Genomic DNA, 12,550 nt, shown 5'->3' with positions numbered 1-12,550 from the left:
GTCTAGGAGCGTGGGATCGCAAGACCGCGCGCGACCAGGTCGTCGCGGAACGTGGGCGCATCGGTGAACAGCAGGGCCTGGAAACCCAGTTCGGTGGCCGCGGCGACGTTCGCCGGTGAGTCGTCGATGAACACCGTCTGCACCGGGACGATCCCGGTGGTGCGGATCAGCAGGTGGAAGATCGCCGGATCCGGCTTCGCCAGGCCCACGGTCCCGGAGACCAGGATCTGCTCGAACTCGGCCAGCACCGGCGCCGCCCGTGGGGCGTGCTCGAAGGTCTCGGCGGACCAGTTCGTCAGGCCCAGGACCCGGATCCCGGCAGCCAGGAGGTCGCGTGCGACCTGCGCCGTGCCCGGCACCTCACCGACGAGCGAGCGCGCGAAGTCGCGCACGTAGGCGTCCATGTGGTGCACGTGGCCCGGGGCTCGTTCGGCCACCTCCGGCCGCGCCTGCGCCCAGGTCCGCCCGGCGTCGAGGGAGTGGTTCAACGTCGGGAAGTCGACGGCGGCCATGAACTCGGCGACCTCGGTATCGGTGAGCCGGCCCTCGAACACGGCCGCCGGGTCCCAGCGCAGCAGCACGTTCCCGAGGTCGAAGACGACGGTGGTCACGGTCCGGTCGATGGTGGTCACGGCTGGGCCTCCTGGGGTGGGTCGGTGATCGGGACCATGGATCGTCGGGAGCGCGACGCAGTGGTGGACGGGTCGCCGGGCGAGGTCGGGGTCGTCGGGCTCGTGGACGTCATTCGGCGCCGCTCACCAGAGTTGGTCGGGGTCGACGCGGACCCGGACCACGCCGGGCTCCTTGCGGGCACTGCGGACCGCCTGGGCCTGGGCCAGCGCGACGCTCAGGTCGTCCCCGGCCCGGCGGTCGATACGCACCAGGGTACGCAGGATCTCCTCGTCGCCGGCCTCCTTCATGCCGGCCTGGTCCTCGACCGGGACCGGTCCGAGCACCTCCGCGTCGGCGGGAAGCCGCAGGTGACGCATCATCGACGCCAACGCCGCCGAGCCGCCGGTGAGGGTGGCGAGCCGCACGAGGGGCGGGAACGCGAGATCCTGCCGCTCGCCGAGCTCGCGACCCGCATGTCCGACGGGATCCCATCGCACCAGCGCCTGCACCGGAACCGGCGCGCCCTGGCCGAGGATCATCACCTCGCCACCGTCACCCGAGGACCGCACCAGCGCGGCCGCCCGCAGCCACCGACGCAGCGACTCCACCCCCGCCGACAGCTCCGGTCGGTTCGAGACCAGCGCCGCGTCGAGCAGCAGTGCGGCAGCGTACCCGCCGTCCGCGGGTGGCTCGGCGCCGGGCGTGGCGACCACGAGCCGCGGGGATCCGGGCACCCGGTCCTGCACTCCGCCGTCGCGGCCGGAGACGGTCACCGGCACCCCGGGAAACGCCCGCCCGAGTTCTTCGGCCGTCCGGCCGGCGCCGGTACGCATGGCCCGCACCGCCGTCGCACCGCACGCGCCGCATGCCCATGCGGTCGCGTGCCGGCCACACCACCGACACTGCGGCGGCGCGTCCGGCCGGTCGAGCCGCAACGGTCCGTGGCAGTGGCCGCAGCGGGCGGGGGTGCGGCAGCGCGCGCAGGCGACCACCGGCAGGTACCCGGCCCGGGGCACCTGGACCAGCACGGGTCCCCGCGCGAGCGCACGACGGGCCAGCGCGGACGCCGTCGCCGGGATCCGGGCCCGGCCGCCGTCCCCCTCGCGGGCGAGGTCGGCCTCCCCCGGTGCGATCACCCGCGGAGTGCGAGCCCGCACCACGGCCCGGTCCGCCTGCAGCGAGCGGGCCCACCCGTCGGCCACCAGCAACTGGGCCTCCGGGGTCCGCGCGAAACCGCCGACGAGGGCGGCGGCGCCGGCCATGTCGGCGCGCTGCACGAGCACCTCGCGGGTGTGCGGGTACGGGGCGCGCGGTTCGGCGAGCAGGTCGTCGCCGTCGTCCCAGCACACCACGAGGCCGAGGTTCGGCAGCGGCGCGAACGCGGCCGACCTGGTCCCGATCACGACGTGGGTGCGGCCGGTCAGGGCACGCACGAAGCGCCGGTACCGGGCCGAGGCGCCCTGCTCCGCGGTGAGCACCACGTGCTCGACCTGCAGGGCGTCCAGAGCCGCTCCGACGGTGGCGACGTCGCGGGCATCCGGGACGCAGACGATCGCGTCCCGCCGCCCGGCCCGGGCCGCCAGCACCGCGACCGCGGTCGCCAGCGCCCAGTGCGGGTGCTCGGTGCCGGCCAGTTCGTCGCGCCCGGGCAGCGCGCACCAGGCCGCGCGCGGGGACTCGCCGGCGCCGATGCGGCGCAGGAACGCGGCGCCGCCCGGGTAGTCGGCCCAGTGGGCGAGCCGGTCGGGGCCGAGCAGCACCTGCGCACCGGTCGGGTCCGGTAACGGTTCCTGCCCGACGGCGGCGGCCGGCTCGGGTGGGGATGCTCGCCCGGTCGTGGGTCCGGTCCCGGCGGCGCCATGCGCGGCGGATGGGGCCGCGACGGCCGCCGGCGGCGCCGGGACCCGCTCGGGCGCCACCTCCGGTTGCGCCAGGACCGCCTTCTCGGCCGTCGCGTGTCGCGGCGGGATGGCGAGCCGGAGCACGTCGGTGCTGGTTCCGGCATACCGGCGGGCCACCGTGCGGGCCAGTTCGAGGATGTCCGGGGTCAGGACCGGCAGCGGCGAGACGACCTTCCGCAAGGGCGCGAGGGTGCCGGTGTGGTTCGTGCCGGGCGTCCGGGCGATCAGGTAACCGTCCCGGTCCGTCCCGGCGAACCGGACCTTGACCCGCACGCCGGGCTGCGCGACCCCGTCGAGGGCGTCCGGGATGCCGTAGTCGAACGTGTGGTCCAGGTGTGGCAACGGCATGTCGACGAGCACCTGCGCCACCCCGGCGTACCGCGGTGGCTCCGGGGCAGAGATCCCCGGGTCGAGGAGGCTGGGTTGTTCTGGTGCCGGCACAGGACCGATCCCATCATGAACTGCCGACAGCCACGAACGCCGTGCCCAACGGGCCGGGCCGCGGCCGGATGGTCAGGACACCGCGGCCTTGAGGGCGTCCACGCGGTCGGTCCGCTCCCATGTGAACTCCGGCAGCTCGCGCCCGAAGTGCCCGTAGTTGGAGGTCAGCGCATAGATCGGCCGGAGCAGGTCCAGGTCGGCGATGATGGCCCGCGGGCGCAGGTCGAACACCGACGTGATGGCGTCGGTGATCCGCGCGGTCGGGACGGTCTCGGTGCCGAACGTCTCGACGTAGACCGCGATCGGGTGGGCCCGGCCGATCGCGTACGAGACCTGCACCTCGCAGCGCCGTGCGAGCCCGGCCGCCACCACGTTCTTGGCGACCCACCGCATCGCGTAGCAGGCCGACCGGTCCACCTTCGAGGGGTCCTTGCCGCTGAACGCGCCGCCGCCGTGCCGGGCCATGCCGCCGTAGCTGTCCACGATGATCTTGCGGCCGGTCAGCCCCGCGTCGCCCATCGGGCCACCGACGACGAATGTGCCGGTCGGGTTCACGAAGAGCTTGTAGGAGGAGACGTCGAGGCCGGTCTTCTCGGCGTACTCGTCGAGCACGAAGTCGATCACGTGCTCGCGGATCGCCGGCTCGAGCTGTTCCTCCAGGCGAACGTCCGCCTCGTGCTGGGTGGACAGCACCACGGTGTCCACCGCGACCGGCTTGTCGCCGTCGTAGGCGATCGTGACCTGGGTCTTCCCGTCGGGGCGCAGGCCGGGCACGATGCCCTCCTTGCGGACCTGGGTCAGCCGGGCCGAGAGCCGGTGCGCGAGCACGATCGGCAGCGGCATCAGTTCGGGCGTCTCGTCGGAGGCGTAGCCGAACATCAGGCCCTGGTCACCGGCGCCCTGCAGATCGTTGGGGTCGCTGTCGGCGCTGTCGGTGCGGACCTCGAGGGCCTTGTCGACGCCGACGGCGATGTCCGGGGACTGCTGCCCGATCGAGATCGAGATGCCACAGGAGTGGCCGTCGAAGCCGATGTCCGAGGACGTGTAGCCGATCGCGTTGACAACGCCCCGGACCAGGCGCGGGATCTCGACGTAACTGTCGGTGGTCACCTCCCCGGCCACGTGGACCAGTCCCGTGGTCACCATGGTCTCGACGGCCACCCGGGAGGTCGGGTCGGCCGCGAGCATCGCGTCCAGGATCGAGTCGGAGATGAGATCGCAGACCTTGTCGGGGTGGCCCTCGGTCACGGATTCCGAGGTGAAGAGGCGCATAGTCACGGGGGCGAGCCTAATGCCTGCGCGTGCGCGCCCGCGGAGTTTCCGTCGAGAAGATCCGCTCGATGCGTGAGCCGATCCGGCTCAGTCCCTGAGCAGTTCGGCGATCACGTCCCACAGCCCGGCGGCCACCTCGGCCTTGCTGCCGGCCACGGTGGCGACCTCGGTCCCGGAGCCGTCGAGCACGACCACCTGATTGGGTACGTCGCCGAACCCCTGTCCGACGCCGACCTGGTTCACGGCGAGCAGGTCGGCGCCCTTGCGCCGGGCCTTGGCCCGGCCGTGGTCGAGCACGCTCCCGCCGGCGTCCCCGGTCTCGGCCCCGAACCCGACGATCACCTGGCCTCGTCGCCGGCCGGCCGCGAGGGTGGCCAGGATGTCCGGGTTCTGGGTCAGCTCGATGGGAGCGACCGACCCGTCGTCGTTCTTCTTCGTCTTCGACGCGGCGGTGTGCACGGGGCGGAAGTCGGCGACGGCGGCGGCCATGACGAGCACGTCGGCGGTGCCCGCGCGGGCGGTCATCACGTCGTGGAGTTCCGCGGTCGTCTCCACGGCGGTGACCCGGACGCCGTCGGGCAGCAGGGCCGCGTCCACGTTCGCGGCGACCAGTTCCACGTCGGCGCCGCGGGCCGCGGCCACCGCGGCCAGGGCGGCGCCCTGCCGGCCGGAGGACCGGTTCCCGATGAACCGGACCGGGTCGAGCGGCTCGCGGGTGCCGCCCGCGCTCACGACGACCCGGCGTCCGCTCAGGGGGCCCCCGTGGGAGGCCGCGAACCGGTCACCGGCCGGCGGCAACGGACGGGCGTCGCCTCGCTCGTCGGGCACCAGGGCGAGTGCCGCCGCGAGGATCTGCTCGGGTTCCGGCAGCCGGCCGGGCCCGGAGTCGGCGCCGGTGAGGCGTCCGTCGGCGGGGTCCAGGATGTGCACACCGCGCTCGCGCAGGGTGGCCACGTTGGCCCGGGTGGCCGGGTGGTGCCACATCTCCGTGTGCATCGCCGGTGCCATCAGCACCGGGCTGGTCACGGTCAGCAGGGTGGCGGTGAGCAGGTCGTCGGCGTGTCCGCCGACGGCGCGGGCCAGCAGGTCCGCCGTCGCCGGGGCGATGACCACCAGGTCCGCCGCGCGACCGAACCGGACGTGATCGACGGTGTCGGCACCGTCGAAGACGCTGGTGGTGACCGGGTGCCCGCTGAGGGCCTCCCAGGTCGGTGCGCCCACGAACGCCAGCGCGGCGTCCGTGGGCATCACGCGCACGTCGTGCCCGGCCTCGCGCAGCAGGCGCAGCAGCAGGACGGCCTTGTAGGCGGCGATCCCCCCGCCGACCCCGAGGACGACGTGCACGCTCGGGCTCAGTCCTCGGTCGGCTCGACCGTCAGGAGGCCCTCGTTGATCTCGCGCATGGCGATGGAGAGGGGCTTCTCCTGCTGTTCGGTCTCCACGAGCGGGCCCACGTACTCGAGCAGCCCCTCGTTCAGCTGGGCGTAGTAGGCGTTGATCTGACGCGCGCGCTTGGCGGCGTAGATGACCAGGGCGTACTTGGAGTCGGCTGCCTCGAGGAGTTCGTCGATCGGCGGATCGGTGATGCCCTCGGGTGCGGCAACGGTTCCTGACATGTCGGGAGAACCTCGTCTGTGCTTGTGTCGGCTTGTGTCGGCTTGTGTCGGCAGGTGCCGGCTGGGTGTTCGAACGCTCTAGTCTAGCGGCTCGTCGGGTCGGTCGGGGCGAGGCGCTCGCGCGGTGCCGGCGCACATCCCATCAGCGCGACCAGCTCGTCGGTGGCCCGCTGCACGTCGTCGTTGACGATCGTGTGGTCGAACTCCGCGGCGGCCGCGAGCTCGACCTGGGCGGTGACGAGCCGGCGCTCGCGTTCCTCGGCGTCCTCGGTGCCGCGACCCTCGAGTCGCCGGACCAACTCCTCCCAGCTCGGCGGGGCCAGGAACACGAACCGCGCCTCCGGCATGGTCTGGCGGACCTGGCGGGCGCCCTGCAGGTCGATCTCCAGGAGTGCCGGCGCCCCGGCGGCGAGGCGCTCCTCCACCGGCCTGCGCGGGGTGCCGTAGCTGTTGCGGCCGTGCACCACGGCCCATTCCAGGAACTCCCCGCCCGCGACCATCCCGGCGAACTCGTCGGGCTTCAGGAACAGGTAGTGGACGCCGTCGACCTCGCCGGGCCGGGGTGCCCGGGTGGTCGCGGACACCGACAGCCAGATGTTCGGGTAGCGGGCGCGCAGGTCCGCGGAGACGGTGCCCTTGCCGACCGCGGTCGGGCCGGCCAGGACCGTGAGCCGAGCGGGGGTGGTCTGCTCAGCCAAACCGCTCGACCAGCTTGGCGATCTGGTTCGGACCGAGCCCACGCACGCGTCGGCTCTCGGAGATCCCCACCTCGGTCATGACGGCGCGCGCGGTGATCTTGCCCACGCCGGGCAGGGACTCCAGCAGCGACAGCACCTTCAGCTTGCCCACGGCGTCGTCGGTGGCACCCTCGGCGATCACCTCGGACAGCTTGCCACCGGAGTACTTCAGCCGGTTCTTCACCTCGGCACGGGTCGCACGAGCGGCGGCGGCCTTGGCGAGCGCGTTGGCGCGCTGCTCCGGTGTCAGTGGGGGAAGAGCCACGGTGTTTACCTTCAACTCTCGAAGCGTCGGCGGAGGATGGTTGCTAGGCAACCTAGCGAGGGCGGGCCCGCAGATCAATCGGGAAGGCGTGGGCCTGAACACGTTCGGCGGGGTGCCCCGCCCATGGATTGGCTCAGGACTGGCTCAGACCGGCTCAGCCGGCCGGCACCTGCCCGACGGCGTCGCGCAGCTCGGCGTTGATCGCCCGGGCCGCGGCGCGCAGGTCGTCGACGCTCGGCCCCGCGCGCAGGATGTCACGCGAGCTCGACGGCAGTACCGCGCCGAGGGCGCCGGCGAATGCGTCCCGGATCTGTGCCGCTCCCCCACCCTGGGCCCCAACGCCCGGGGCGAGCAGTGGCCCGCGTACGGCCGCCAGGTCCACCCCGAGGTCGCGTGCCGCGGACCCGATCGTGGCACCGACGACCAGGCCGACGCTGCCGAGCGGCGCCCCGGCCTCGATCTCGGCGACGTTCGCCGCGGCGGCGTGCCGCGCGATCACCGCGGCGACCGGGACGCCGTCGACCAGGGCGTGCTGCACCTCGGCGCCCTCGGGGTTCGACGTCAGGGCGAGCACGAACACCCCCCGGCCGGTAGCCAGCGCGGCCTCGATCGCCGGTCGCAGGGTCTCGAAGCCCAGGTACGGGGAGAGCGTGACCGCGTCCCCGGCGAAGCCCGAGTCCTTCCCGAGGAACGCGTCGGCGTAGCCGTCCATCGTGGATCCGATGTCGCCGCGCTTGGCGTCCACGACGCAGAGCAGACCGGCCGCCCGGCAGGCCGCGATCGTCTCCTCCAGGGCGGCCATCCCGGCGGAGCCGTACCGCTCGAAGAATGCGGACTGGGGCTTGACGGCCGCGACCTGGCCGGCCACGGCCTCGACCACCCGCAGGGAGAACTCACGGACGCCGCGGGCATCGTCCGGCAGGTCCCACCGGTGCAGCAGTCCGACGTGCGGGTCGATCCCGACGCACAGCGGGCCGCGGGCCGCCATCGCCTGGGACAACCGGGTGCCGAAGCCGGTGCGTGTGGACCGCTCGCCCGTGGTCGTGGTGGTGGTGCTCATCCCCGCTCCCTCATCTCCTGGTTCGTCCGGTCGTCCTCGAGCCCGTCAGCCCCTGGTCCGCTGCCTCGTGCCGCGCCAGCCGGGCGGCGTCGTGCTCCTGCAGCGAGCGCACCGCGAACGGTCCCCGCCGGATCGCCTCGATCGCCTGGACCGCCGCCGTGAACTGCTGCGTGGTGGTCGAGATCGCCTTGTCTGCTGCGGTGGTCGCGGTCCGGATGTCGTACCCGTCCGCGCGCGCGCCCTTGCTCCCCGGGGTGTTGATGACCATGTCCACCTGCCCGGCGTTGATCAGGTCGACGATGGTCGGCTCTCCGTTCGGGCCGGTGCCGTCGGAGGCCTTACGGACCACCTCGGCGGACAGGCCGTTGCGGCGCAGCACGCTCGCGGTCCCGGCGGTCGCGAGGATCCGGAAGCCGAGCTCCAGCAGCCGGCCGGTGGCCATGGTCAGGGACCGCTTGTCCCGGTCCGCGACGGACACGAACACGGTGCCCTCGGTCGGCAGCCCGCCGAACGCCGCCGCCTGGGACTTCGCGAACGCGAGCGGGAAGTCCACGTCGTAGCCCATGACCTCACCGGTGGAGCGCATCTCCGGCCCGAGCACGGTGTCCACGACCTGACCGGACGCGGTGCGGAACCGCTTGAACGGCAGCACCGCCTCCTTGACCGCGATCGGCGCGTCGAGATCGGTGTGGCTGGCGTCCTGTTCAGGGAGCACTCCGTCCGCGCGCAGGTCCGCGATCGAGCGGCCGCTCATCAGCAGCGCCGCCGCCTTCGCCAACGGCACGCCGGTGGCCTTCGCGACGAAGGGCACCGTCCGGGACGCGCGCGGGTTCGCCTCGAGGACGTACAGGACGTCCGCGGCGAGGGCGAACTGGATGTTGATCAGCCCGCGCACCCCGACGCCGGCGGCGATCGCCTCGGTCGAGGTCCGGATCCGGTCGATCATGGAGTCCGAGAGCGTGACCGGTGGCAGCACGCACGCGGAGTCGCCGGAGTGGATCCCCGCCTCCTCGATGTGTTCCATCACCCCGCCCAGGTACAGCTCGGTGCCGTCGTAGAGGGCGTCCACGTCGATCTCGATCGCCTGGTCGAGGAACCGGTCCACGAGCACCGGGGCGGGCAGCAGCGCCCCGGCGTCACCGGCGCCGGTGGCCCGGCGCACGTAGTCGACGAGCTGCTCGGCGTCGTAGACGATCTCCATCCCGCGCCCGCCGAGAACGTAGGACGGTCGCACCAAGACCGGGTAGCCGATCCGGTCCGCGATCTCGGTCGCCTGCGCCAGCGAGATCGCGGTGCCGAACGCCGGCGCCGGCAGCCCGGCGTTCAGCAGCACCTGGCCGAACTGGCCGCGGTCCTCGGCCGCGTCGATGGCCGACGGCGGGGTGCCCCAGATGGGCAGGCCGGCGGCGGCCAGGCGGTCGGCCAGCTTGAGCGGCGTCTGCCCACCGAGCTGCACGATCACGCCCGCGACCGGGCCGACGGCCAGCTCGGCCAGGTAGACCTCGAGCACGTCCTCGAACGTGAGCGGCTCGAAGTACAGGCGGTCCGCGGTGTCGTAGTCGGTGGAGACCGTCTCCGGGTTGCAGTTGATCATGACGGTCTCGTACGAGCCCTTGAGCGCCAGGGCCGCGTGCACGCACGAGTAGTCGAACTCGATGCCCTGCCCGATCCGGTTCGGTCCCGAGCCGAGGATCAGCACGGCCGGGCGGCCCCGGGCGGCCACCTCGGTCTCGGCGTCGTAGCTGGAGTAGTGGTACGGGGTCCGGGCGGCGAACTCGGCGGCACAGGTGTCCACCGTCTTGTAGACCGGCCGCAGCCCGTAGGCGTGGCGCATCTCGCGCACGGTCGCCTCCCCCAGGCCGCGCATCTGCGCGATCTGGGCGTCCGAGAAGCCGTGCCGCTTCGCCCGGGCGAGGATGTCGGGCTGCAGCGTCGCGGCCGCGGTGATCTCATGCGCGACCTCGTCCAGGAGGATGATCTGGTCGACGAACCAGGGGTCGATCCCGGTCGCGGCGGTGATCTCCTCAAGGGTGGCGCCGCCGCGGATGGCCCGCTGCAGGTCGAGGATGCGGTGGTCGGTCGGGACCCGGATCGACTCCAGGAGCAGACCGGTCTCCTCGGCGTCCGGAACCTCTCCGGCCCAGGTGAACGAGGAGTCGTCGGTGTCGATCGAGCGCATCGCCTTCTGCAGCGCCTCGGTGAAGTTGCGGCCGAGGGCCATCGCCTCCCCCACGCTCTTCATCGTGGTGGTGAGGGTGGGGTCCGCGGCCGGGAACTTCTCGAACGCGAACCGGGGCACCTTGACCACGACGTAGTCGAGGGTCGGCTCGAACGAGGCCGGCGTGGATCCGGTGATGTCGTTCGGGATCTCGTCGAGGGTGTAGCCCACGGCGAGGCGGGCGGCGATCTTCGCGATCGGGAACCCGGTGGCCTTGGAGGCCAGGGCGCTCGAGCGGGACACCCGGGGGTTCATCTCGATGACCACGATCCGGCCGGTGGACGGCTCCACGGCGAACTGGATGTTGCACCCACCGGTGTCCACCCCGACCTCACGGATGACCGCGATCGAGATGTCCCGCAGCCGCTGGTACTCGCGGTCGGTCAGGGTCAGGGCCGGGGCGACGGTGATCGAGTCACCGGTGTGCACCCCCACCGGGTCGAAGTTCTCGATGGAGCAGACGACCACCACGTTGTCCGCGCGGTCGCGCATGAGTTCGAGCTCGAACTCCTTCCAGCCGAGGATGGACTCCTCGAGCAGCACCTCGGTGGTCGGTGAGTAGTGCAGCCCGGCGCCGGCGATCTGGCGCAACTGGGCCTCGTCGTAGGCGATCCCGGAGCCGAGGCCGCCCATGGTGAAGGAGGGGCGCACCACGACCGGGTAACCGAGGTCAGCGACGGCGTCCAGGCAGTCCTCGATCGAGTGGGTGATCGCGGACCGGGCCACCTCGGCGCCGCAGCGCTCCACGACACCCTTGAAGAGCTGTCGGTCCTCGGCCGCGTTGATGGCGTCGATGTTCGCGCCGATCAGCTCCACGCCGTACCGTTCCAGCACCCCGGCCTCGTGCAGCGAGATGGCCGTGTTGAGGGCGGTCTGCCCGCCCAGGGTCGGCAGCAGGGCGTCGGGTCGTTCCTTCTCGATGATGGACGCCACCACCTCGGGCGTGATCGGCTCCACGTAGGTGGCGTCGGCGAACTCCGGGTCGGTCATGATCGTGGCCGGGTTGGAGTTGACCAGGATGACCCGCAGACCCTCCTCGCGCAGGACGCGACAGGCCTGGGTGCCGGAGTAGTCGAACTCTGCGGCCTGGCCGATCACGATCGGGCCGGACCCGATCACGAGGACGCTGGCAATATCGGAACGACGGGGCATCAGTTGGCGTCCTTCTGGGTCTGTGGGGCGGTGGCCCGGGCCGGCGTCGCGCCGCCGGTGATCAGGTCCACGAACCGGTCGAACAGGTAGGCGGCGTCGTGTGGGCCGGCCGCGGCCTCCGGGTGGTACTGCACCGAGAACGCGGGGATGTCCAGGCACTCCAGGCCCTCCACCACGTTGTCGTTGAGACCGATGTGGGAGACGATCACGCGCCCGTAACGGCCGCCATCATGCGGGGCGGTCGACTCGCCGTCGATCGGGGCGTCGACGGCGAAGCCGTGGTTGTGCGAGGTGATCTCGACCTTGCCGGTGGTGACGTCCTTGACGGGCTGGTTCAGCCCGCGGTGGCCGTAGCCGAGCTTGTAGGTGCCGTAGCCCAGGGCACGCCCGAGGATCTGGTTGCCGAAGCAGATCCCGAAGTAGGGCAGGCCGGCGTCGAGAACCTCGCGTAGCAGTTCCACCTCGTGGACGGACGCCTCGGGGTCACCGGGACCGTTCGAGAAGAACACGCCGTCCGGCTGCAGTGCGGTGATGTCGGTGATCGTGCTGCGTGAGGGCACCACGTGCACCCGGACGCCGCGCTCGGAGAGCCGCTGTGGGGTCATCGCCTTGATGCCGAGGTCGACGGCCACGACGGTGGCGAGCGGGTCCCGGCCGGCGAACTCGCCGGACGGCTCCACGACGTACGGCTCGGGGGTGCTCACCTCGCGGGCCAGGTCCGCACCGGTCATCTGCGGGCTGGCCGCGACCTGCGCGAGCAGTTCGGCCTCGCCGTGCCGGCCGGGCAGGGCCGGCAGTGCGTCCCCGGAGAAGATCCCGGCGCGCATCACACCCTCCTCCCGCAGCCGGCGGGTCAGGGCGCGGGTATCCACGTCGCTGATCGAGACGATGCCCTGCGCGGCCAGCTCGTCCTCGAGCTCCCGGCGCGAGCGCCAGCTCGAGGCGCGGCGGGCCCGGTCGCGCACGACGAAGCCGGCCACCCAGATCTTCAGGGACTCGGGGTCCTCGTCGTTCACGCCGGTGTTCCCGATGTGCGGGGCCGTCATGATGACGATCTGCCGGTGGTATGAAGGGTCGGTGAGGGTCTCCTGGTAGCCGGTCATGCCGGTGGAGAAGACGATCTCGCCGAACGTGACGCCCCGGGCGCCGTAGGCGCGTCCGCGCATGACGGTGCCGTCCTCGAGGACGAGCAGGGCGGTTTCCGCCCCGTGGCCGGCCTGGTCGGCGGCCGGATCGAGCGTCGCTGCGGACGTCATGACTTTCACCTCGGTATTCA

The 12,550-nt window shown here is 72.4% G+C and carries 10 protein-coding genes; all 10 read right to left on the bottom strand.

Annotated elements, in window-relative coordinates:
- Window positions 1-2: 2 nt before the first annotated feature.
- The 10 genes from EXU48_RS13180 to carA all read right to left on the bottom strand — a co-directional run bounded on the left by EXU48_RS13180 (window position 3) and on the right by carA (window position 12,530).
- Window positions 3-632 carry an HAD family hydrolase gene (locus EXU48_RS13180; RefSeq protein WP_133108134.1) on the bottom strand — a complete coding sequence of 210 codons (630 nt, stop codon included), beginning with the start codon at window positions 630-632 and terminating at the stop codon, window positions 3-5.
- Window positions 633-755: 123 nt separating this feature from the next.
- Complete coding sequence (locus EXU48_RS13175) at window positions 756-2,954, bottom strand: primosomal protein N' (RefSeq protein WP_207947726.1); 2,199 nt, start codon at window positions 2,952-2,954, stop codon at window positions 756-758.
- A 72-nt stretch (window positions 2,955-3,026) separates the two neighbouring features.
- Window positions 3,027-4,226 carry a methionine adenosyltransferase gene (metK, locus tag EXU48_RS13170; RefSeq protein WP_207947757.1) on the bottom strand — a complete coding sequence of 400 codons (1,200 nt, stop codon included), beginning with the start codon at window positions 4,224-4,226 and terminating at the stop codon, window positions 3,027-3,029.
- A gap of 87 nt (window positions 4,227-4,313) precedes the next feature.
- Window positions 4,314-5,570, bottom strand: coding sequence for a bifunctional phosphopantothenoylcysteine decarboxylase/phosphopantothenate synthase (locus EXU48_RS13165; protein ID WP_133108132.1), 1,257 nt, complete (start codon window positions 5,568-5,570; stop codon window positions 4,314-4,316).
- A gap of 8 nt (window positions 5,571-5,578) precedes the next feature.
- Window positions 5,579-5,842, bottom strand: coding sequence for a DNA-directed RNA polymerase subunit omega (rpoZ, locus tag EXU48_RS13160; protein ID WP_133108131.1), 264 nt, complete (start codon window positions 5,840-5,842; stop codon window positions 5,579-5,581).
- 83 nt (window positions 5,843-5,925) lie between these two features.
- A complete protein-coding gene (gene gmk / locus EXU48_RS13155; protein ID WP_133108130.1) occupies window positions 5,926-6,540 on the bottom strand; it encodes a guanylate kinase in 615 nt (204 codons plus the stop codon).
- On the bottom strand, window positions 6,533-6,844 hold the full coding sequence (gene mihF, locus EXU48_RS13150; RefSeq protein ID WP_133108129.1) for an integration host factor, actinobacterial type: 312 nt from the start codon (window positions 6,842-6,844) through the stop codon (window positions 6,533-6,535). Before mihF ends, gmk begins: the two co-directional genes overlap by 8 nt.
- 154 nt (window positions 6,845-6,998) lie before the next feature.
- A complete protein-coding gene (gene pyrF / locus EXU48_RS13145) occupies window positions 6,999-7,904 on the bottom strand; it encodes an orotidine-5'-phosphate decarboxylase (RefSeq protein ID WP_133108128.1) in 906 nt (301 codons plus the stop codon).
- Window positions 7,905-7,914: 10 nt separating this feature from the next.
- On the bottom strand, window positions 7,915-11,274 hold the full coding sequence (carB, locus tag EXU48_RS13140; RefSeq protein WP_133108127.1) for a carbamoyl-phosphate synthase large subunit: 3,360 nt from the start codon (window positions 11,272-11,274) through the stop codon (window positions 7,915-7,917).
- Complete coding sequence (gene carA / locus EXU48_RS13135; protein ID WP_133108126.1) at window positions 11,274-12,530, bottom strand: glutamine-hydrolyzing carbamoyl-phosphate synthase small subunit; 1,257 nt, start codon at window positions 12,528-12,530, stop codon at window positions 11,274-11,276. Before carA ends, carB begins: the two co-directional genes overlap by 1 nt.
- Between the last annotated feature and the right edge of the window lie 20 nt (window positions 12,531-12,550).

Origin of the sequence: Occultella glacieicola (assembly GCF_004353825.1) — a bacterium.
Classification (GTDB): domain Bacteria; phylum Actinomycetota; class Actinomycetes; order Actinomycetales; family Beutenbergiaceae; genus Occultella; species Occultella glacieicola.
Note: the sequence above shows the minus strand (reverse complement) of the source record. Positions and strands in the feature narration are given on the sequence as shown.

What these genes read in the sequence shown, in the direction of transcription:
- metK (WP_207947757.1), bottom strand. Translation starts at nt 4,226, where the DNA reads ATGCGCCTCTTCACCTCGGAATCCGTGACCGAGGGCCACCCCGACAAG.
- rpoZ (WP_133108131.1), bottom strand. Translation starts at nt 5,842, where the DNA reads ATGTCAGGAACCGTTGCCGCACCCGAGGGCATCACCGATCCGCCGATC.
- pyrF (WP_133108128.1), bottom strand. Translation starts at nt 7,904, where the DNA reads ATGAGCACCACCACCACGACCACGGGCGAGCGGTCCACACGCACCGGC.
- carB (WP_133108127.1), bottom strand. Translation starts at nt 11,274, where the DNA reads ATGCCCCGTCGTTCCGATATTGCCAGCGTCCTCGTGATCGGGTCCGGC.
- carA (WP_133108126.1), bottom strand. Translation starts at nt 12,530, where the DNA reads ATGACGTCCGCAGCGACGCTCGATCCGGCCGCCGACCAGGCCGGCCAC.